Origin of the sequence: Aerococcus viridans (assembly GCF_002083135.2) — a bacterium.
Classification (GTDB): domain Bacteria; phylum Bacillota; class Bacilli; order Lactobacillales; family Aerococcaceae; genus Aerococcus; species Aerococcus viridans_C.
In genome coordinates this window covers 86,344-109,005 of record NZ_NBTM02000001.1, presented here as the reverse complement: position 1 = coordinate 109,005, position 22,662 = coordinate 86,344, and the positions used below count along the sequence as shown (strand labels likewise).

At 39.3% G+C, this 22,662-nt stretch carries 19 protein-coding genes and 1 other RNA gene; 17 read left to right on the top strand and 3 right to left on the bottom strand.

The window, feature by feature from the left end; all coding sequences use genetic code 11:
* The first annotated feature begins 30 nt into the window (after positions 1-30).
* The 3 genes from A6J77_RS00460 (at position 31) to A6J77_RS00450 (ending at position 2,694) form a co-directional block, all read left to right on the top strand.
* Entirely contained in the window at positions 31-891 is an 861-nt protein-coding gene (locus A6J77_RS00460) for a MurR/RpiR family transcriptional regulator (protein ID WP_083067593.1), read from the top strand.
* Positions 892-1,111: 220 nt separating this feature from the next.
* Positions 1,112-1,465 (top strand): Spx/MgsR family RNA polymerase-binding regulatory protein, encoded by a 354-nt coding sequence (locus A6J77_RS00455; RefSeq protein ID WP_227645174.1) that lies wholly within the window; start codon positions 1,112-1,114, stop codon positions 1,463-1,465.
* 62 nt (positions 1,466-1,527) lie between these two features.
* On the top strand, positions 1,528-2,694 hold the full coding sequence (locus A6J77_RS00450; protein WP_083067591.1) for a M20/M25/M40 family metallo-hydrolase: 1,167 nt from the start codon (positions 1,528-1,530) through the stop codon (positions 2,692-2,694).
* A gap of 92 nt (positions 2,695-2,786) precedes the next feature.
* Here the strand turns inward: A6J77_RS00450 and A6J77_RS00445 are convergent, their stop codons facing one another.
* A complete protein-coding gene (locus A6J77_RS00445) occupies positions 2,787-3,251 on the bottom strand; it encodes a universal stress protein (RefSeq protein WP_083067590.1) in 465 nt (154 codons plus the stop codon).
* A 266-nt stretch (positions 3,252-3,517) separates the two neighbouring features.
* Here A6J77_RS00445 and A6J77_RS00440 point away from each other — a divergent pair, with 266 nt between their 5' ends.
* Genes A6J77_RS00440 through A6J77_RS00405 form a run of 8 tightly spaced genes read left to right on the top strand, consistent with a single transcriptional unit; the run spans position 3,518 to position 9,958 of the window.
* Positions 3,518-4,318, top strand: a complete 801-nt coding sequence (locus tag A6J77_RS00440) for an SDR family oxidoreductase (RefSeq protein ID WP_083067589.1) — start codon at positions 3,518-3,520, stop codon at positions 4,316-4,318.
* Positions 4,319-4,329: 11 nt separating this feature from the next.
* Complete coding sequence (locus A6J77_RS00435) at positions 4,330-6,168, top strand: BglG family transcription antiterminator (RefSeq protein WP_083067588.1); 1,839 nt, start codon at positions 4,330-4,332, stop codon at positions 6,166-6,168.
* Positions 6,169-6,173: 5 nt separating this feature from the next.
* Positions 6,174-6,656 (top strand): transcriptional regulator GutM, encoded by a 483-nt coding sequence (locus tag A6J77_RS00430; protein ID WP_053083828.1) that lies wholly within the window; start codon positions 6,174-6,176, stop codon positions 6,654-6,656.
* A gap of 2 nt (positions 6,657-6,658) precedes the next feature.
* Positions 6,659-7,210 carry a PTS glucitol/sorbitol transporter subunit IIC gene (locus A6J77_RS00425; protein WP_083067587.1) on the top strand — a complete coding sequence of 184 codons (552 nt, stop codon included), beginning with the start codon at positions 6,659-6,661 and terminating at the stop codon, positions 7,208-7,210.
* 15 nt (positions 7,211-7,225) lie between these two features.
* Complete coding sequence (locus A6J77_RS00420) at positions 7,226-8,239, top strand: PTS glucitol/sorbitol transporter subunit IIB (protein WP_059348989.1); 1,014 nt, start codon at positions 7,226-7,228, stop codon at positions 8,237-8,239.
* Positions 8,240-8,253: 14 nt separating this feature from the next.
* Positions 8,254-8,610 (top strand): PTS glucitol/sorbitol transporter subunit IIA, encoded by a 357-nt coding sequence (locus A6J77_RS00415; RefSeq protein WP_083067586.1) that lies wholly within the window; start codon positions 8,254-8,256, stop codon positions 8,608-8,610.
* 12 nt (positions 8,611-8,622) lie between these two features.
* Positions 8,623-9,273: an HAD family hydrolase gene (locus A6J77_RS00410; protein ID WP_083067585.1), complete on the top strand. Its 651-nt coding sequence runs from the start codon at positions 8,623-8,625 to the stop codon at positions 9,271-9,273.
* Positions 9,274-9,289: 16 nt separating this feature from the next.
* Positions 9,290-9,958, top strand: a complete 669-nt coding sequence (locus tag A6J77_RS00405; RefSeq protein WP_083067584.1) for a fructose-6-phosphate aldolase — start codon at positions 9,290-9,292, stop codon at positions 9,956-9,958.
* 104 nt (positions 9,959-10,062) lie between these two features.
* On the opposite strand, the gene ssrS is transcribed toward A6J77_RS00405, so the two are convergent.
* A non-coding RNA gene (ssrS, locus tag A6J77_RS00400) (6S RNA) lies at positions 10,063-10,250 on the bottom strand.
* 96 nt (positions 10,251-10,346) lie between these two features.
* Positions 10,347-11,618: a replication-associated recombination protein A gene (locus A6J77_RS00395; protein WP_083067583.1), complete on the bottom strand. Its 1,272-nt coding sequence runs from the start codon at positions 11,616-11,618 to the stop codon at positions 10,347-10,349.
* Between the two features lie 191 nt (positions 11,619-11,809).
* Here A6J77_RS00395 and gshAB point away from each other — a divergent pair, with 191 nt between their 5' ends.
* The 6 genes from gshAB to alaS all read left to right on the top strand — a co-directional run bounded on the left by gshAB (position 11,810) and on the right by alaS (position 22,609).
* Positions 11,810-14,104, top strand: a complete 2,295-nt coding sequence (gene gshAB / locus A6J77_RS00390; RefSeq protein WP_083067582.1) for a bifunctional glutamate--cysteine ligase GshA/glutathione synthetase GshB — start codon at positions 11,810-11,812, stop codon at positions 14,102-14,104.
* Positions 14,104-15,234, top strand: coding sequence for a cysteine desulfurase family protein (locus A6J77_RS00385; protein WP_083067581.1), 1,131 nt, complete (start codon positions 14,104-14,106; stop codon positions 15,232-15,234). The genes gshAB and A6J77_RS00385 overlap by 1 nt, the downstream gene beginning before the upstream one ends.
* A gap of 32 nt (positions 15,235-15,266) precedes the next feature.
* Positions 15,267-15,611, top strand: coding sequence for a hypothetical protein (locus A6J77_RS00380; RefSeq protein WP_083067580.1), 345 nt, complete (start codon positions 15,267-15,269; stop codon positions 15,609-15,611).
* Positions 15,612-15,810: 199 nt separating this feature from the next.
* The gene (mnmA, locus tag A6J77_RS00375; protein WP_102950037.1) at positions 15,811-16,902 is read left to right on the top strand and encodes a tRNA 2-thiouridine(34) synthase MnmA; all 1,092 of its coding nucleotides are present in this window, start codon (positions 15,811-15,813) and stop codon (positions 16,900-16,902) included.
* 185 nt (positions 16,903-17,087) lie between these two features.
* Positions 17,088-19,661 carry an ATP-dependent RecD-like DNA helicase gene (locus A6J77_RS00370; RefSeq protein WP_083067578.1) on the top strand — a complete coding sequence of 858 codons (2,574 nt, stop codon included), beginning with the start codon at positions 17,088-17,090 and terminating at the stop codon, positions 19,659-19,661.
* 305 nt (positions 19,662-19,966) lie between these two features.
* On the top strand, positions 19,967-22,609 hold the full coding sequence (alaS, locus tag A6J77_RS00365) for an alanine--tRNA ligase (protein WP_083067577.1): 2,643 nt from the start codon (positions 19,967-19,969) through the stop codon (positions 22,607-22,609).
* Positions 22,610-22,662: the final 53 nt, after the last annotated feature.

The following is a 22,662-nucleotide window of genomic DNA, read 5'->3' as shown; positions in this document are numbered from 1 at the left end:
TTGTGAAATGAGACGATAGAGAGGTGCAAGATGGCAAGAAATGTCCTTCAAACAATCAATGAAATGCTGAAAGACTTACCCAAGTCTGAACAAAAGATTGGTCAACTTGTTTTAGAGCGGCCAAAAGACGTTATCCAGATGAACGCGACCGAGCTCGCAAAAGAGGCCAAGTCAAGTCCAGCAGGGGTTATCCGTTTTTGCCATTCGATTGGGATCAGTGGCTTTACCGCGTTAAAACTCGCTTTATCTGCACAAACAAGTCAAAGAAGTGATTTAAACTATACGGATATTGATGCAGACGAAGGTCTAGATACTATCAAAGAAAAGTTGGCAACCAATGCCAGTGTGGTCTTCGCCGATACCAATGTCAGTCTCTTAAACCAAGATATCGATCAAGTTACGGACTGGATTATGGCTAGTCCAATGGTCTTTTTATATGGGCTCGGTGCATCAAATATTGTAACCCAAGACTTCCGGCAAAAGTTTACCCGGATTGGTAAGCAAGTCATGGTCACCCAAGACCAACACGAACTAGTCGCAGCCATGGCCATTGCCCCAAAAGACTCACTATATATTGGGATTTCCAATTCAGGTGAAAAAGCTGAAGGAACCAGAGTTATGAAGATGGCCAAAGAACTCGGTTTAAAAACCGTTTCTTTAACTAAATCAGGTGCCAATACGCTTGCCAATTTAGCCGATATTCCCTTACATACGGCTGATACCAAGGAGGCTTTGTTACGGAGTGGGGCAACCATTTCCCTGTTAGCCCAGCTTTATGCCATTGACCTGCTGTTCTTTTCTTATATGACGAAAAACTATGACATCCATGTTCAAAACTTGGCCTTAACTAAAGAAGCAACCAACGCAATCGAAAGCTTTTACCAAGATTAAAGAAAGGTGCTAAATAACGACAGCATATATTTAAAACTGAAAGTAAATTTATGCTAAGTAGACTAGTTCTTTTTCAAAGGGCTAGTTTTTTTTTGATCATTTAGCTTAGCGAAGAGTGGTCATTCTTCAAGGGAATTTAATCGTCTTTTAATGAAGGACAAAATTTGCTATGATGGTAGGGAGAAACTTGAAAGAGAGAGGATGAAGTCAGGTGCTAAAAATGTATGGCTTAAAACAATGTTCCACAACACAAAAGGTGAAAAAATACTTGGAAGACCAAGGGTTAACCTTTGGGGAAATCATCGACATCCGTGATCAACCACCCGTGGCTGAAGAAATTGCCTGGGCACTGGACCAAGTAGACGGTAAATATACAAAAATATTAAACACATCAGGCGGTTTGTACCGTGAATTAGGCTTAAAAGACAAGCTAACCGATATGTCAGAAGAGGCATTTTTAGCCTTACTGTCTGAACAGGGCATGTTAATTAAACGACCATTAATTGTAGGCGACCAAGTCGCTACAGCAGGATCAAAAGTCGATTTTTTGGACCGGATCTGGTTAAGCAAATAAGGATAGGAAAATAAGGACAAGACAAGGGGCAACATAGGATAAAGATTCTTGGAGGGGTTTTATTGGAAATTGAAGCGTTAAAGGATTTAATTGCAGGGCAAGAAAGTGACATGTTCGCCTTTTTAGAAAAATTAGTGAATACAGAATCAGGGATTGATCAAATTTCTGGTGTCAATCAAGTGGGGACAATTATCAGTCAATGGTGTGAAAGTATTGGCATGACCACCCGGACCATTCCCCATGACCAAGCAGGGGACTTGTTGATTGCTGAATATAAAACTTCCGAAAACAAGGACCAAAAACCCATCGTCTTATCAGGTCATATGGATACCGTCTTTAATGCCGATGTGACCAAAAACCACCACTTCCGTTTGCTGGCTGATAAACCGGGTTTTGCTAAGGGTGCTGGCCTTATGGACATGAAGGGTGGCCTCGTCATCGCCATGTATGTGGTGAAAAACCTGATTGAAATGGGCTATCAAAAACACCCACTAAGTCTAATTTTTATTCCGGATGAAGAAACCCTCCACCGGTACTCAGATACCCGTCAGGAAATGATTGGGGAATTACAGGATGCAGCATTGATGCTGAACTTTGAGCCCACACCAACCTTTGATAAAATTGTGGTCGGCCGTCAAGGTGGCATGATGCTGAACGTAACCGTCGAAGGCGTCCAAGGTCATTCCGGTATGGAAGTTGAAATTGGCCGGTCAGCCGTTGTGGAATTAGCTCAGAAAGTCATTGCCCTAGAATCCTTAACCGATATCCCGCGTAAGAAATTGATCAATTGCGGCATTATCAAGGGGGGCGTTTCAGCCAATACCATTCCAGGTTCTGCCAAAGGAAACTTCTCACTGAGATTCCCAAACCAGACCATTAAAGAGGAAATTATCGCGGACATCGAACGCGTTATTGCTGAACCCTATATAGCAGATACAACGACCAAATTTGAAATTGAATCGGGCGTAGATGCCATGGTTTACACCGATAAAGTCGATCAATTAGCAGACCATTACTCCGCCACGGCTGACAAAATGGGTTACGGTCCTCTAGCTAAGGTTGAAAGCCAAGGCGCATCCGACGCCTCTCTAGCATCCCTTGTAGACATTCCCGTTGTTGACGGCTTGGGCATTGTGGGAACAGGTGCCCACACCCTTGAGGAAGAAGCTGATTTGACCTCACTTGTACCAAGGATCGCACTATCTATTCAAGCCATCTTAGATTTATAATAAACTACGCAAACCAAATAACCGCCAACTAGGAGACATGACATCAGCTAGTTGGCGGTTTATTTTGTTTGAATAAATCTTTTGCTGAAAATTTAGTCAGCAATTTGTTCATTGTCTAAATTCGTACGAACCACTAACACATCACATGGGGCATTACGAATCACATATTCAGAAACAGAACCGATAAATAAACGTTCAACAGCATTTAAACCAGTCGCACCAATCATAATTAAATCGGCCTTGTGTTCTGGTGCTAGTGTATGGCAAATTTGGTACTTGGCGGAACCATAATCAATCACAGTTTCCACTCGTTCAATCCCTGCTTTACGCGCTTCTTCCTCATAATCAGTTAACATGGCTTTAGCACGTGTTGTAACGGCTTCAGGAATGACCTCATTATACATATTTGTTGTTTGGAAAGCAGAGGTGTCAATAATATGGGCAACAATTAGGGTAGCATTGTTACGCTTAGCAACAGCTGCAGCTTTCTTAAACGCTAATCTAGACTCGTCCGAACCATCAATTGGGGCTAATATACGTGAATATTCTTGGTACATTTTCCTCACGCTCCTTTGTACTTATTATAGCACTTAAAAAGTATAAAGTAAGCGCTTAAGTATCATTTTGCAGTTATATAGGTAAAAAAATGAAAAACAGCGAAAATGATTCACTTTGTAGAAGGTTCCTTCTCTTACCTTGTAACCTACGTAATCGAAAAATGGATTAATACAACAAATTTAACCAAGGTTGAAAAAAGCCTGTATTAATAAAAATGTAAGGGCTTGCTAAACTAAAGCTATCAAATAAATAAGGAGGCAATTAGATGGCTGATTGGTTAAATATTGAAGGTAAGGTGTTAGTAGTTACGGGTGGTTCCTCAGGAATTGGTCGGACTATTGTAGAAAGGTTACTAGCGTTGAATGTAAAGGTGGCAAATCTTGATATTTCGGATAATGGACTGATACATGAAAACCTATTATTCGTACAAACAGATGTAACTTCTGCTTTAGCTGTAGAAAATGCTGTAAATGAAGTGGTGGCAACTTTTGGGACGATTGATGGTGTCGTGAATAATGCTGGTATAAACATTCCGAGACTTTTGGTAGACCCAAAAGATCCACATGGTAAATATGAACTAGATGAAAAAACGTTTGATAAAATGTTAGCTATTAATCAGAAGGGTGTATTTTTGGTTGCACAAGCGGTAGGAAGAGTACTTGTAAACAAAAATGCTGGTGTAATTATTAATATGGGTTCAGAATCTGGTTTAGAAGGTTCGGAAGGACAAAGTCCATATGCAGGAACTAAGGCGGCTGTTTATAGTTATACAAGATCATGGGCAAAAGAACTAGGTAAGCACGGTGTACGTGTTGTCGGAATTGCGCCAGGTATAATGGAAGAAACAGGTTTAAGAACGTTAGCTTATGAAGAATCATTAGCTTATACTAGAAACATCACAGTTGAACAATTAAGAGAGGGCTATTCTAGTACATCTACTACGCCACTGGGTAGAAGTGGAAAACTAGAAGAAGTGGCAGATTTAGTAGCATATCTATTTTCAGATAAATCAAGTTATATTACTGGTGTGACAATTAATGTGGCTGGTGGAAAAACTAGGGGTTAGGATGATTTGAAATGGCAATTATTAATAGATGGTACCAAATTTTACAAATTATGGATAACTATCAAAGTATAAAGCAAAAAGAATTGGCTGATTTATTGGAGATTAGCCGTCAAACTTTATCAAAAAATATCTATCTATTAAATAATGAGCTAGATCAAATTGCATCAATCAGTACTGAAGATGGCGTTTATACTTTAGATGTTTTTGATATCAATGAATATGAAAAAATACTAGCAGGAAAATTAAAAAGAGAAAGTGATTTTAACTCTACAACTAAGAGAATGGCGTATATTTTAAAACGGTTAATTGGACAAGAAGAAATAATTACGATTGATCAACTCTCGGAAGAAATGATGGTTAGTAGGGGAACAGTTTCAAATAATATATCTACGCTACGAAAAATTATATCTGATTATGAGGTAGAAATTATAGGAAAGACTAACAATGGCTTAGTAATTATTGGTGAAGAATTGGACATACGCCTAATTTATGTTAATTATGTCATGGAATATTTCCCACCTGAACTAGTAACTGATTCTTTTAAGAATTTGTTATCTTCCTATTGTCATAAGAATGATATACCAGCCCATATCACGAGATTGTTAACGAGTGTAATAGAAGTAAGTATCTTAAGAGTTAGAAATAAACAGTTGCTCAAATCTATCAATCCTTATTATGAGAATTTTATAAAAGACACAGAATTTTTTGAATACATACATTACCTAATTGAAGAAAATTTTGAAATGTCTTTGAGTGCAACTGAGTTGGACTTTATTGTTTACCCGCTTAATGTGTTTAACCAAGGTAGCGGGATTAAAAAAGTTTATAACATGAACAAGACTAGACATTTATTTAATCAAATAATTGAAAATGTAGAGCAAGTATTTTCAATATCTATATCTAAGGACCAGTTTTTCGATATCATGCGGTATCACTTAACCCACCTCACTAACAGGTTAGTTATGCGGCTGGATATGAACGATTTATTTTTTGAAGAAGTTGCAGAGAAATATCCTTCCTCATATGCGATTGCTGAAGAAGCATCAAGAACAATTGCAGATGTAGTAGGTAGAGATGTTCCTAAAGCTGAAATTAATTATTTAACCCTATATTTTGAAATGGAACTTAGTGGAAACGGTGTACCAAATAAGCGACATATAGCAGTGATTTGTCATACGGGGATGGGAACGGCCTTGATCATTAAAAACCAGCTGCAAAAAGTAATCGGACATGATGTTCATGTAACAGCATACTCACAGCAAGAAGTTTCCGATGAAACGTTGGATAAATATTTTGCTATATTTACAACAATACCATTAAGAACAAGAAATACTAAGGTGCCTGTTATACAGATGAATTCTATAGTGAATGATTCATTTGTTAAAGAACAGTGGAGAAAGATTGAGAAAAACTCTCTAATTTCTGATAACAAGTTGGAACTTGTTATATCTAAAATCTCTGCCAATTCAAATTATCTAGATCTTATTAATCAAATGTCCGAGGAATTGATTGAAGCAAACTTGGTGGATGATAATTTTAAGGACAGTATTTTAGAAAGAGAAAATATGAAATCTACTATTTTTGATCCTACAATTGGCATGCCTCACGCCTTGAATTTCAAAAATAGAAAGATAGTTTTAAATTTTGGGAAATACGATAAGGATACAAATGATATTCCAAAATTTGTCTTTCTTTTAGCAATTCCCAATAATGCAGATGAAGAAATTAATAATTTGCTTTTGGATGTTTACGATTTTATTTTCAGGATCAGTAGTGATTCGAATTTGATTAAGAAATTATCTGATGTTGATTCCGAAGACAATTTACGGCAAATAATAATGGAGGACTAAATTTTATGGACAACATACTGATTGTAGGTCTAATAATGTTTTGTGCGTTTGTACTACAGACGATATTTGGTTACATCCAAATTCGAAATTTTAACAAAATATATCAAAATATTAGAAGCAGAGGAAAAGTGGCAATAGGACGTAAGTCTGGAAAAGTTCGAGCAGGTACTATCGTTTTCTTTGGTATCAACGATGATGGTCAAATTTTTGATGCTTATTTAATGCAGGGAGTAACTGTATTATCTAAATTTAAACAAATAGACCAGTATGTCGGTCAAAATCTACATTTTATTGATAAACATCATCCTTTAGTCCAAAAAGAAAACAAACTCACTCAGTTTGCAATGGAAAATGCACGGGATTTATTCGTATTAGTGGATGCAGGTAAATACCATGAACCAGAGACTACTGGTCAAGTAGATAGAATGATGGATATGATGAATGTTTACAAATCAAAATTAGTTAGTAAATTGAACGGGAGGATATAAGAATGAATTATATAGTTAAATTTGCAGAAAGTTTCATGAACCTATTTCAATCAGGAGCAGATACCTTTATTGGCATGATGACTTCAATTGTACCGCTGGTATTAATGTTAATGGTAGCGATGAATGCAATTGTTAACTTCTTAGGTGAAGAGAGAGTGGAAAAACTAGCTGAAGTATCCGCTAAAAATCCAGTAACACGCTACTTAGTATTACCATTTGTTTCAGCTTTCATGTTAGGAAATCCAATGTCGATGACTATGGGACGATTCCTACCTGAATTTTATAAACCAAGTTTTATCGCATCACAGATGCAATTTTGCCATACTAGCAATGGTGTATTCCCTCATATAAATCCAGGAGAACTATTTGTATGGTTGGGGATCGCACAAGGAGTAATTGATTTAGGATTAAATGAGATGGACTTAGCAGTACGTTACTTATTAGTTGGGTTAGTCATGAATTTCATTGGTGGATGGTCAACTGACTTTATTACTGAGCGACTATGTAAATCTCAAGGTGTACAGTTGAGTAAAGATGCTAAAACGGTAGTGTAAAGGGAGGAATTCATTATGACAACATACAAAAGTATTAAAGTTTCAAAAGGCAGTGGTGGCTTTGGTGGACCACTTGTTATTACACCGACAGAGCAGAAGCACAAGTTCATTTATGTAGTTGGTGGTGGAGAACGACCTGCTATCGTCGATAAAATTGAAGAATTAACAGGTATGGAAGCTGTTAATGGATTTAAGACTTCTATTCCAGATGACGAAATTGCTTTAGCAATTATTGATTGCGGTGGGACTTTGCGCTGTGGTATTTACCCTAAAAAGGGTATACCAACAATAAATGTCCTTCCAACTGGTAAAGCTGGCCCCTTAGCACAGTATATTACTGAAGATATTTATGTTTCAAAAGTAAGTAATAGCCAAATTGAATTATATCAAGAAAGTGAAGAAGGACAGCCACTTGTATCAGAGGAAACTGCATCGACTCATAATAAAGATGAAAAGAAACCTACATATGATACTAGTAAAAAAATGACCCAACAAGGCGGTAGTGGTATTATTGGGAAAATAGGTTTAGCTGTTGGTAGCTTTATGTCTACAATTAACCAATCTGCTCGTGAAGCAGTGCAAACCATGTTGACTACTGTGATTCCATTTATGGCATTCGTATCTTTAATTATTGGGTTAATTCAAGGTTCGGGAGTAGGTAATATCATCGCGAACTTTATGGCACCTTTAGCTGGTAATGTATTTGGCTTGATTGTTATTGGTTTCATCTGTTCAGTTCCGTTTCTATCACCTTTATTAGGACCTGGAGCCGTAGTATCTCAAGTAATTGGTGCATTAATTGGGGTTGAAATCGGTAAAGGTAATATTCCACCTCAATTAGCTTTACCAGCATTATTTGCGATTAACACACAAAATGGTTGTGACTTCATTCCAGTTGCATTGGGGTTAGCTGAAGCAGATTCAGAAACGGTAGAAGTAGGTGTACCTGCAGTACTATACTCTAGATTTATTAATGGTGTTCCCCGTGTTGTAGTGGCTTGGTTAGCAAGCTTCGGATTATATAGATAGAAAGGAAAATTAAATTGAGTATTTATCAAACTAAAATTTTAAATATTGGTTCAGAAGCCGAACTATTTAAAGAAGAGAAAATGATGATTTTATTTGGAGATGATGCGCCAGCGGACCTAGCAGATTATTGCTATGGAATTGAAAAGGCTAATCTTTCCGAAGAAATTCAAGTAGGACAATATGTTGTAATCGAAGGTCATGAGTTCCAAATAACGGCTGTTGGTAATGTTGTGAATAAAAATTTACAAGAATTGGGCCATATTACGATTAAGTTTGATGGAGCGGTATCGCCTGAGTTGGCAGGAACATTATATGTGGAAGATAAGCCTATTCCAAATGTTGAAAACGGTTCAGAAATCTCAATAGTGTAATTGTCTGAAAGGATGTATAGCTTGAAGAATATAATTTTTGATATGGACGGCGTTATTACAGACTCCGAATACACATATTTAAATTCCAAAACGGAGATTCTTAAAGAAGCAGGATTTGATAAAGACATATCTTATCAATATCAATTTATGGGAACCACTTACGAATATATGTGGCAAACTATGAAAGATGAACTTGGACTACCTTTGAGTATTGATAAATATATTAAACTGATGAATCACAAAAGAAAACTCATGATTCAAAATGATGGTGTGAAGGCCATTCTAGGGGCACAAGATTTTATAAAAAAATTATCAGATGCGGGGTTTCAAATGGCTGTAGCTTCTTCTTCACCTAAAAAAGATATCAACCATGTGATGTCCAGTTTAGATTTAAATGATAATTTTAAATACCTGGTAAGTGGAGAAGAAGTTGAAAATTCTAAACCAGCACCGGATGTATTCTTACTTGCAGCAGACTTACTAAACAGTAAACCAGAAGATTGTGTAGTGATTGAAGACACGAAAAATGGTGTGTTAGCTGGAAAAGCTGCTGGTATGTACACAATTGGGTTCAACAACCCTGATTATCCTGATCAGGACCTGTCAGCTGCAGATCAAATCGTAACTAGTTTTAAACAAATTCCTATCGATCAGTTCAGATGATTTTAAGGAGAAGCAAATGAGATTAATTATTGATTCGGCAAATATTGAAAAAATACAAGAGTACGTTAAATACCTTCCTGTTGAAGGGGTTACTACTAATCCTAGTATATTAAAAAAAGAAGGAAAAATTGATTTTGCGCAGCATATCAAACAGATTAGAGAAATCATAGGAACCGACAAATCTATGCATGTTCAAACAATTGCCAGTGATTATGAAGGGATTTTAAAAGATGCTGAGACAATTCAAAGATTAATCGGGGAAGATACATATATTAAAATCCCAGCGAATAAGGACGGACTCGCAGCGATTAAGACTTTGAAAGCACAAGGGGTTAAGATAACGGCTACTGCCATTTATAATGAAATTCAGGCAATTCTAGCAACTGAATTAAATGCTGATTTTTTAGCGCCATATGTGAATCGGATGTCAAATTTAAATACTGATCCTTACCAAGCTATTAGTAATATTTATGAAAATATCAAAAGAACTGATAGTGAAACTAAAATTCTGGCAGCCAGTTTTAAGAACGTTGATCAAGTTCTAAAGGCAAATTTAGCAGGTGCAGAATTCGTCACAGTTGGCACGGATGTTGTTGATGCATTTTTAGCTGATGCTAATATTAATCATGCTGTGACTCAATTTACTAATGACTGGAACAACATACATAATAAATTTGAAATTTAGAGAGTAAAATCCTCGGTGCTAATGCTCCAATATTAGTTCCGAGGATTTTTTCCATAACAAAAAAGGATGCGATAAACGCATCCTCTAAAAAGTTAATTTTATAAAAGAGCTCCGTTATGTGCCGTGATGAGATCTATCTGTATTGAACCCGCATTGATATACAGGTGGGAACCACATATCTACTTCAACAGTCCTCGTGACGAGGCGTTATATCCATAAACCTTGGCAGTCCCCTAGATAGCTAATTGTTCGGTCAACACATGTAAAGAAATCGCGAACACTACAGAGGAATTCTTCTTATAAGTATCATACAATCTTTTGAGGATAATTTCAAGTTTTAGGACCTGAAAAAGCCGATAATTACTATAAATTTAATATTTATAAGTGATTATTTACCTTCACGTTTACGGCGATTTTCAGCTAAAGCCCGTTCGTAATTCCCGGTGTCTCCAGCTTGGTAATACCGTCTACCAACCAGGGTATCTGGTAGATATTGTTGGGCTACCCAGTGGTTAGGGTAAGCGTGTGGAAACTTATATTCGTTGCCGTGACCTAATTTTTCTGCCCCTTTATAATGGGCATCTTTTAAGTGTTTTGGAATGATACCAGACTTACCGGCCCGTACATCAGCAAGGGCGGCGTCAATTCCTTCAATGGCCGAATTGGATTTAGGCGATAGGGCTAAATCGATAATGGCATTTGCTAAAGGAATCCGAGCTTCTGGTAGGCCTAATTGGTTGGCCGCTTGAACTGCAGCTACCGTTCGTTCAGTTGCTTGTGGGTTGGCTAAACCAATATCTTCGTAAGCTATGACGAGTAGTCGCCGACATAAAATAGTTAATTCACCGGCTTCAATTAACCGTGCTGCGTATAAGAGAGCAGCGTCCACGTCGCTTCCGCGGATAGATTTTTGAAAGGCTGAAATGACATCGTAATGCATGTCTCCGTCTGCATCGTGGGAGAATGATTTCATCTGCATGCTTTCTTCCGCGATATCCAAAGTAATATGGATACGGCCATCCGCATTTTCATCTGTTGATTTAACGCTTAGTTCTAGGGCATTTAAGGCCGACCGCAAGTCACCAAAGGCTGCATGGGCGAAGTGATCGATAGCATTGTCATCAATGTCAACTGGAAAACTGCCCAATCCGCGGTCACTATCGGTTAAGGCCCGTTCTAAACCAGTTTTAATATCTGCTTCATCCAGTGGTTCTAATTGAAAGATTTGGGCCCGAGACCGGATGGCTGGACTGGTGTTAATAAAGGGATTTTCAGTTGTGGCCCCAATTAAAGTAATCAATCCTGATTCCAAATGAGGTAGTAGAAAGTCTTGTTTTGTTTTATCTAGTCGGTGAATCTCGTCTAGTAATAAGACGATACCGCCAGAAAATTTAGCTTCCTCAACGACCGCTTGTAAGTCCTTCTTGCTGTCTGTAGCGGCATTTAACTTTCTAAAGGCATATTTCGTTGACCCAGCGATGGCTGAGGCAATCGACGTTTTCCCAATGCCCGGCGGTCCATATAGAATCATGGATGATAATTGCATGGCTTTTACCATTCGGAAAATGATTTTGCCTTCTCCAACCAGATGTTGTTGGCCGACAACTTCTTCGATTGACCGCGGTCGCATGCGAAAGGCTAAGGGATTGTTTTGTGGCATTTACATGGCTCCTCTCTTGACTATACTTCCCTTAATTATAACATAGGTAATGCAGGTTAGCGAATATACGTTCGTTTTCCAATAAAAAAGTAAGACAGAAAAATGGTCTGACAGGCACATTAATGATAAAATAAGTCGAACAACCATTGCTATACGGATGGTAGAAGAGTAGATGAGGAGTTAGATTACATATGAATTGGTTACAGTCATTCATTCAACAAGCAGAGATTCGCCACGCCTTCAAAGAGGCATCGGTAGGGATTGAACGAGAGGGTCACCGGATTACACCTGAGGGGCAGTTGGCCTTAACCCCGCACCCTAAAAAAGTGGATGGGTCAACGTCGTCATTTTATATTCAACGGGACTTTGCGGAATCTCAATTAGAATTGGTGACACCACCAGTTTATTCTGCGGACCATGTCATGGAATGGTTGCAAGCGATACATGAAGTGGCGATTGAGTCATTAACGGAGAATGAACGGATCTGGCCATACTCAATGCCACCTGCCTTGCCGGTGGATGACTTGATTGAAGTGGCAGATTTAGAAGATCCAGCTGCTGTTGACTACCGGGACTATTTAGTAGAAGTATACGGTAAAAAATTGCAGATGATTTCTGGTATTCACTATAATATGCAGATTTCACCTGCTTTCATTCAACTAGTCCATGAAGAAGCGAAAAAAGTAGACGGCAATAGCCAATCGCTAAAAGATTTCCAATCTGATTTCTACCTACGTTTATCTCGTAATTTCTTACGTTATCAGTGGATTTTAGTTTATTTATTTGGGGCGGCGCCAATTGCGGATGACAGCTTTTTCCGTGTGCCATCAGATAAATTTGCACACCCAGTGCGGTCAATTCGAAACTCACGTCTAGGATATATCAATAAGAATGATGTGACTTTTACTTATGACAATTTAGAGGACTATGTGACGCAATTAGAGGCCAACGTGACTGAAGGCCGATTAATCGCTGAGAAAGAATTTTACTCAAATGTTCGATTACGTGGTGCCAACAAAGCCCGGTCTTTACTGAATAATGGGATTAAGTACCTAGAATTTAGACTGTTAGATATTCAACCGGATGCCGCTTACGGGATTAAAGCAACTGACATTGACTTTATGAAATACTTCATCTTGTACTTAGTATGGTCTTGTAAAGATGCCGATATGGCAGATGTTCATTACGGGATTGACTTGAAAACTAAAGTTGCTGAAGAAGAAACTTTCCAAAAAACGCAAGCTATGGACGAAGGGTTAGCTATTTTGCAAGACATGCAAGACATGTTAGTGGCGATTGAAGCTGATCAATCAGTTATTGAAACGACACAATTAATGGTAGACCGGATGAAAGACCCAGCATTAACGCCAGCTGGCCAAATGATGACGACTATGAAAGATGTTGATGGCTACCTAGAAGCAGGGCGTCAATTCGCGGAAGAGGTCTACGAGTCAGCCTGGGCTAAACCTTATGCTTTAGGTGGTTTTGAAGATATGGAATTATCCACACAAATCTTGATGTTCGACGCTATCCAAGAAGGTTACCAAATGGCTATTTTGGACCGGAATGACCAGATGCTTCGTCTAGAATACAAGAACCACAAAGAAATCGTGAAGAATGCTAACATTACCAGCAAAGACCCTTATATTGGCCACTATGTAATGGAAAATAAGGTAGTCACTAAGGCTTTATTAGCCGAGCACGGGATTCATGTACCAAAAAGTTTAGAATTTAACCAATTTGATGAAGCGATGAAAGTAGCAGCTTTATACCAAGACAAGGCCTTTGTGATTAAACCAAAATCAACCAATATGGGGATTGGGATTTCAATCTTTAAGAAAGGCGCGACGGCGGACGAATTTAAAGCAGCTTTAGATATCGCCTTTAAAGAAGACCATACAGTTTTAATCGAAGACTTTGCATTTGGCACTGAGTACCGTTTTTACGTGCAAGAAGGGGAAGTCCTGTCTATTGTCAACCGTGTAGGGGCTAATGTGATTGGAGATGGTCAGTCAACAGTTGAAGAATTAGTCGCTGAAAAGAATAAAGACCCTAAACGAGGACGGGACCACCGTTCGCCACTAGAAATCATCCAATTAGGGGATATTGAAGTGAATACCTTGAAACAACAAGGCTTTACACCAACGGATGTGGTGCCTGAAGGGCAACAAGTAATTTTACGAGAGAATTCAAACATTTCAACAGGTGGAGATTCTATTGAAGTCTTAGCCGATATGCATGATTCTTATAAGGAAATTGCTGTGAAGATGGCGGCTGTTTTAGGGGTGAATATTACCGGATTAGACCTAATGATTGAAGACATTCACCAGCCAGCAAGTGCAGATAACTATGCATTAATTGAAGCCAACTTTAACCCAATGATGATGATGCATATTTACCCAGCAATGGGAGAGGGGAAACGGATTACAAAAGACCTGTTAAGCTTCCTATTCCCAGAGAAAATAAAATTTACGGGAGGAAAATAATGAAAGGCATTTATTTAGATTACGCCGCAACAACGCCAGTTGACCCAGAAGTCATTGAAGTCATTACAAAAGCCATGCATGATGATTTCGGTAATGCTTCAAGTTTGTATAAGATTGGGCGTGAATCTAAGCAGAAGGTGGAGGGTGTCCGCAGACAAATTGCGCGTACCCTTAACGCTGATGCGGATGATATTATCATTACGTCTGGTGGGACCGAGTCCAATGATTCAGCCATCAACCAAACTGTTGCTCGTTTAGCGGATAAGGGTAAACACTTAATTACGACCGCTGCAGAACACTCTTCTGTCTACCAAACTATGCGTCACCTTGAAAGACAAGGTTTTGAAGTGACTTATCTAGAATTCGACGAAGAAGGTCATATTGACTTTGAAGAATTGAAAACAAGCATCCGAAAAGACACGATTTTGGTATCCATTATGGCCGGGAATAACGAAGTTGGGTCCTTGCAAGACATTCAAGCTATTGGTGAGCTATTACATGAAAAGGATATTTTCTTCCATACAGATACTGTCCAAACATATTTGAATATTCCTTTAGACGTCGAAAGAATGCACATCGATGCTTTATCTATGTCTGCCCATAAAATATACGGGCCAAAAGGAATAGGCTTTATGTATTACCGTAATGCTAAGGCGGATTTTGCCCCTTATGTACGCGGGGGTAACCAAGAAAATAAACATCGGGCAGGAACAGAAGCCTTACCTTTAATTTTGGGCATGTCTAAGGCAATCGAAAAACAATATGACAATATGGACAAGCACCAAGACCACTTCAAGGCCTTGCGTCAACATTTCTTGGAGGGCGCTCAGGAACGTGGCTTAGACTTCCAAATCAATGGTCCGGCTGAAGCAGAATTGGCCCATGTCTTAAATATCTATTGGCCTGGTCACCCATCTGATCAAGTTTTAATCAAACTAGACTTAAGAGATGCCTACTTATCAGCAGGTTCAGCATGTACAGCAGGATCACTTGAACCATCACGTGTGCTTGTGTCTATGTACGGGGGGGATTCGCCACGAATCGCAGAAAGTTTACGACTTTCTTTTGGGGACCCAACTGAATTTTCAGATATTGATAAAATTTTAGATATTTTTGCTTCAATTAAATAGTCGTTTTGATTTCTAGTGGAGGAGAGCAGATTATGGCAATGACAGCAAGTGTCCAGTTAAAAGGCGCTAGCAAGAAATTTAAACTAGCGGATACAGTGAAGAAATATACCCTTAGAGATTACGGATTCCAAGAGGGTAAACATGGGAACTTTGAATTCGAACGCGTAGTAACCGCATCATTTAATGATAGCCGTGAAGTTTTATTCAAAATGAAAGTGAATAGCAGCCTTGATGGTTTTTCTATGACCGTGACCAATTTGAACGGCATGCAAGTGGTGAATGTTTATAAAAACGATTCGATGGCACCACTGCAAGAAGCGGTTGAACGGTTACAAGCGGATATGGTCACTATGGGGATCCTTGAAGAAGTTGTATAAACTATAACTGATAAATGTACTCGAAAAAAGTAAGCGTATTGCTTGCTTTTTTTGCTATAGCCTGTATAATCTGTACTTGTGATTTTATAATCTCTACTAACAACCTAATATACGACCTTCAATCGTAAAATTATGGCAGAAAGATGGTGATGTTGTGGTAGAAAATAATCCAAACAAAAATACCCGCGTGGTAGTCGGTATGAGTGGGGGCGTTGATTCCAGCGTGACAGCTTTATTACTGAAAGAACAAGGGTATGATGTCATCGGTATCTTCATGAAGAACTGGGATGACACAGACGAAAATGGTTTCTGTACAGCAACGGAAGATTACAAAGACGTTGCCGCAGTAGCCGCGCAAATCGGTATTCCTTATTACTCGATTAACTTTGAGAAGGAATATTGGGACAAAGTATTCACTTATTTCCTAGATGAATACAAACGTGACCGGACACCCAATCCGGATGTAATGTGTAACAAGGAAATCAAATTTAAAGCTTTCTTGGACTATGCATTAGAACTTGGGGCTGACTATGTTGCAACTGGCCACTACGCGCAAGTTGAACGCGATTCTAAAGGCAAAGTACACATGTTACGAGGTTTAGATAATAATAAGGATCAAACATACTTCCTTAACCAATTATCACAAGACCAATTACAACGTGTCATGTTCCCATTAGGCCATTTAGAAAAACCAGAAGTACGTCGTATTGCAGAAGAAGCAGGCTTAGCAACTGCTAAGAAAAAAGACTCAACTGGTATTTGCTTTATTGGTGAAAAGAACTTTAAAGAATTCCTAGGTAACTTTTTACCAGCACAACCTGGTAAAATGATTGCTGAAGATGGGACTGTAATGGGTGACCATATGGGCTTGATGTACTATACAATCGGCCAACGTAAAGGGTTAGGCATCGGTGGCGGTGGCGAATCTGATCAACCATGGTTTGTTGTAGGGAAAGACCAAGCTAAAAACGTTTTATACGTTGGCCAAGGCTTCCACAACGATAAATTATATGCAGACTACTTAATGGCGAGTGACCTATCATTTGTCGATGACGAATTTACTGCAACTTCTTTTGATTGCACAGCGAAATTCCGTTACCGTCAAAAAGATACACAAGTCCATGTTGATATCAATGAAGATGGGACTGCGAAAATCACTTTTGCAGAACCAGTACGTGCAATCACCCCTGGACAAGCAGTTGTATTCTACGACGGTCCAGAATGTCTAGGTGGCGGTACAATTGATGCTGCTTTCAAAAATTCAGAAGTAGCAGAATTGCAATACGTTTAAACACTTCAATCAACTATTCAAACAATTCAAACTAACATAGAAGAGGCGTGATGTCATGGTCACGTCTTTTTTTTATTATATTTCAATAGGCAAAATGACTTAGGGACCTATAAATCTATCCATTCTGAACTACTTGAATATGCTATAATATGTAAGATTACTAAGACGAGGAAGGAGCAGCCAACATGCGACAAAATCAGAATCAACCAACAAGTGAAGATTATGTCATAGGTGAGGTAAAGGCGACCTTCTTTTTTAATGAAAGCAACTTTTATCGGGTAATGTCAGTTGAAATAGACGAAACCAATACCATGTATTCAGAAAAAGAAATCGTGATGACGGGAAACTTCCCAACTATCCAGGACGGGACGACCTATCATTTTAAAGGTAAATTGGTGGACCACGCTAAATATGGTGTCCAATTCCAAGTAACTTCTTATGAAGCGCAGAAAATCACTTCTAAAGAAGGGTTAATTCGCTTTCTATCATCCGAACAATTTCCAGGAATTGGGGATACGATAGCCAGTCGTATTGTTGATGCTTTTGGCGACCAAACCATTGATACTATTTTAAATGATGCAGAAGCCTTAAAAGTGGTTAAAGGTTTGTCTAAAAAGACTAGAACTATGCTACATGAGCGGATGGTTGAACAAAGAGGGAATGAACAAGTTTTCGTTAAGCTAGCTGAGATGGGCTTTTCATCGCGGTTGGCTGGGCAAATTTATGGCCTCTACCATAACGAAGCGGTCGAAATTATTGAAGAAAATCCTTATATTTTGATCGACGATATCCGCGGTTTTGGTTTTCAAAAAGCAGACCAAATCGCTTTAAATATTGGCTTCCCCTTGGATTCACCAGTCCGGGTTGCTGGGGGTGTCATGTTTGTCCTAAACTTAGCCACTTTTGAATCAGGGAATACTTTTGTGATGGAGCAGCCACTGATTGAGAAAACCCAAGAAGTCTTGATGCACGGGCAGTCACAATTTATTGAAGCCAAACGCATTCAAGATACCATTTCAGATATGAATGAAACAGGTAAGTTGATCTTATCTGAAGAAGGGCGAGTTGCTTTGCCAACTTTATACTTTGCTGAAGTGGGTATTGCCAAAATGATGGGGCAAATGCAGCAACCTCAGTATCAACCCCAATATCCGGGTGTTAATTTAGACGAAGAAATCCAAAAACTAGAACAAGACTTAGGTATTTCATACGGACAGGCTCAAAAGAAAGCCATTAAAGAGGCGTTAACTTCCAAAATGTTTATCTTAACTGGGGGACCAGGGACAGGTAAGACAACGGTATTAAACGGCATCGTCCAATTGTATGCTCGTTTAAATAATATTTCCTTAAATGTAGAAGAATATGACCCAGGTGCCTTTCCAATTTCTTTAGCCGCCCCAACAGGACGAGCCGCTAAACGAATGACTGAAATGATCCATCTGCCAGCATCAACTATTCACCGTTTACTTGGTTTAACAGGTGAAGAGGATGACAGCGAAGACGGCGAAGAGTCAGGCATGCAGCTAGAAACTGACTTATTGATTATTGACGAAATGTCCATGGTGGATACATGGCTTGCCTATAAATTACTTTCGAGTGTCCCTTCGTTTATGCAAGTCATTTTTGTGGGGGATAAAGACCAGTTAGCTTCAGTGGGTCCTGGTCAAGTATTAGCTGATTTGTTGTCATCACAAACGGTTAAAACACGCGAATTAGATGAAATCTACCGTCAGAAAAACCAGTCGACCATTGTCCAATTAGCTCACCAGATTAAACAGGGGATTGTCCCAAAAGACTTGATGATGAACCAACGTGACCGATCATTCTTCAAGGTGCAGGCGAATCAAATTGCAGACTTAGTAGCTATTGTGGCTAAGCGGGCTGTTGACAAAGGCTATCAAAAACGAGACGTTCAAGTCCTAGCACCACTTTATAAAGGACAGGCTGGGATCAACCATATTAATGAACGGTTGCAGGCTGTTTTAAACCCTAATGACGACGGCAAACGCCGGGAGCTCGTCTATTTTGAACAGACCTTCCGAGTTGGGGACAAGGTCTTGCAGCTGAAAAACCAAGCCGAGAAAAACGTCTTTAATGGAGACTTAGGGGAAATAGTGGCTATCTTTTTTGCCAAGGAGACGACTAACAAGGTGGACCAGATTGTGGTCCAATTTGACGAGGTTGAAGTGACGTATGAACGTAATGACTTTAATGAAATTACGCTGGCTTACTGTACGTCCATCCATAAGTCGCAGGGGTCAGAATTTCCGATTGTCATTGTACCTTTAGTGCCGCAACACCACCGGATGCTGAAGCGGAATTTATTATATACAGGAATTACTCGGGCGAAGCAGTCCTTGATTATGTGTGGTGAACCGCAAGCCTTCCAAACGGCTATTCAAAATGTGGATGCTAGCCGGCAAACCCAGCTGAAAGACTTTTTAATGGAAGCTGTGGATATTGATGAACGGATGGCAACGGCGGTTGCAGCGGAAATAGAGGACAAAGAGGAAAATGATGCTGACAGCAAAGAATCTAAGAGTGAAAATTCTACGGTAACTAGCATTCAACTCGAGGCCAATAAAGACGGTAAAGAAAACCAAGCAGAAAATGTGTCAACCACTATCGATAGCGATACAGAAGCGAGTGATGAAGCTGGTTCAGCAGTGGTAGATTTCAAACTCACTGCCGAATTGGTTTTAACGAATGCCATTGACCCTATGATAGGGATGGATGGATTAAAACCGGAAGATTTTTAATTGGTTTACTGGCTTGAAAACTTGACAAATTAGGCATTCTGTCAGTATAATTTGGAATGTGAAAAGACTGTAAACTCTACAAGTGGAAAGAACCATATTTTATGAACCTTAGCGAGGATGAACAGGTGCAAGCATCCAACCATAAAATGCTCTCTTTCTAAACATTTAGTCGAAAGGCTACGCGCTAGCGTTATCCAGCAACTAGAGAGGTAATGTAAACATAGCATTGCAAATGAGGTGGTACCGCGCACAGTCGTCCTCAATTTGCAAAGCTATGTTTTTTTATTTTGAGGAGGACAACAATTATGAAACAATTAACATCAGCAGAAATTCGCCAAATGTGGCTAGATTTTTGGCAATCTAAAGGCCATAGTGTGGAGCCAAGTGCTTCATTAGTACCGGTTCAAGATCCGTCATTATTATGGATTAACTCAGGGGTTGCAACCTTGAAGAAATACTTTGATGGCTCTGTTGTACCTGAAAACCCGCGTATCACCAACTCACAAAAATCAATTCGTACCAACGATATTGAAAATGTTGGTGTGACAGCTCGTCACCATACCTTATTTGAAATGTTAGGGAACTTCTCTATCGGAGACTACTTCAAAGTTGAAGTGATTCCTTGGGCTTGGGAATTCTTAACTGACGAGAAATGGTTGGGCTTAGATCCTGAGAAATTGTATATGACTTACTACCCAGAGGACACTGAAACAGTTGAATTATGGCGTAAGGCGACTGGTTTATCTGATGACCATTATGTGCCAGTGGAAGATAACTTCTGGGATTTAGGTGCTGGTCCATGTGGTCCGGATACAGAAATTTTCTATGACCGCGGTGCTAAATACCAAGATTTAGAAGATTCTGACCCAGAAATGTACCCTGGCGGTGAAAATGAGCGTTACTTGGAAATCTGGAATATCGTTTTTTCTCAGTTTAACCATATGCCAAACGGCGAATATGTGCCTTTAAAACATAAGAACATTGATACGGGTATGGGGTTAGAGCGTATGACTTCTGTCATCCAAGATGCGCCAACCAACTTTGAAACAGACCTATTCTTACCGATTATTAAAGAAATCGAAACATTAGGGACAGCTGTAAAATATGGTGAAAAACCTGAAACTGATGTTTCTTATAAGGTAATTGCTGACCACGTTCGTGCAGTAACTTTTGCCATTAGTGACCGTGCCTTACCTTCAAATGAAGGCCGTGGCTATATCTTACGTCGTTTAATCCGCCGTGCAATCATGCATGCACGCCGTTTAGGTATCAAAGATAACTTCTTAACGAAATTGGTACCTGTGGTTGCGGACATTATGGCTGACTTTTATCCAGAAGTGAAAGCAGACCAAGACTTTATCCAGGATGTAATTAAAACAGAAGAAGACCGTTTTAACGAAACCATCAATGAAGGTGAAGCGATTATTCAAGAAGTGATTTTAACGCTTGAAGCGGAACATAATAAAGTGATGTCTGGTGCACAGGCCTTTAAATTATATGATACATATGGCTTCCCATTAGAATTAACGCAAGAATACTTAGAAGAAGTGGGTATTGATGTTGATTTATCTGGCTTTGAAGATGCGATGAAAGCACAAAGAGAACGTGCGCGTGCTGCGCGTAAGGATTCAACAGGTATGGCTGTACAGTCTGAAGTGTTGAGCGAAATTGACGTGACATCAACTTATGTTGGTTATGACCAATTAGTCGTAGAAACACGCGTGAATACCATTGTGTCAGGAGACGCATTAGTGTCGTCAGCAGAAGCTGGGGACGAGGTATACTTAGTTGCTGAGCAGACACCATTTTACGCTGAAATGGGTGGTCAAATTGCAGATACAGGTGACGTCCTAGATGAAGATGGCCAATTAATTGGACATGTTGTAAATGTTGTCCGTGCACCAAATGGTCAACATTTACATGAAGTAAAATTAGAAGCAGCAATCGTATTGGACCAAACTGTACAATTAGCGGTTGACCGCCGTCGCCACCACTCAATCGAGAAAAACCATACGGCGACTCATTTATTACATCAAGCATTGAAAGATGTTTTAGGTGACCATGCTAACCAAGCGGGGTCATTGGTAACTGCTGACCACTTACGTTTCGACTTCTCGCACTTTGGGCAAGTAACAGACGAAGAATTGGCTGAAATGGAAGCGAAAGTAAATGAAGCAATCGCGGAAGCTTTCCCAGTTGTGACAACAGTGACTTCTATTGATGAAGCGAGAGCTGCTGGTGCACAAGCCTTATTTGGTGAAAAATATGGTAGCGAAGTACGAATGGTAGATATTAACCACTGGTCAATTGAACTTTGTGGGGGTACACACGTTGGTAATACTGCTGAAATCGGTCTATTCAAAATAACTTCAGAATCTGGTATCGGTGCTGGTGTTCGTCGAATTGAAGCTGTAACTTCATTAGCTGCTATCCAAGAATACAAGGTGCAAGAAAACATCTTGAAACAAATTGCTTCAAATCTTAAAGTTAGTAAATTCTCAAATATTGTTTCACGTTTACAACAATTTAGAGAAGAACATAAGGAAACTTTACAGCAATTAAGTGCTCTACGTGATAAAATGAATGCGCAAGCAGCAGGTCAAATCTTTGACCATGTAGAAACTGCTGGTGCTTACACTGTAATTGCTGAACACGTACCAAATCGTTCGATGGATGATTTACGTAAGATCGCGGATGAGTGGAAACAAAAAGGCTCTTCTGATATCCTTGTGCTAGCGACTTCATCAGATGATAAAGCAAACCTATTAATTGGTGTTGGTCAAGATGCTGTCAAAGCGGGCGTTAAAGCTGGTGACCTGATTAAACAAGTCGCACCTAAAATTGGGGGTGGCGGTGGTGGCCGTCCAGATATGGCCCAAGCCGGCGGTAAAAACCCAGCTGGAATTGAAGAAGCACTTGCGTTTGCAAAAGAAATTATTAGCCAATAATGATGATTTCTTGTTAAAATACGGATAATTAGGTAAACTATAGATAATATTTG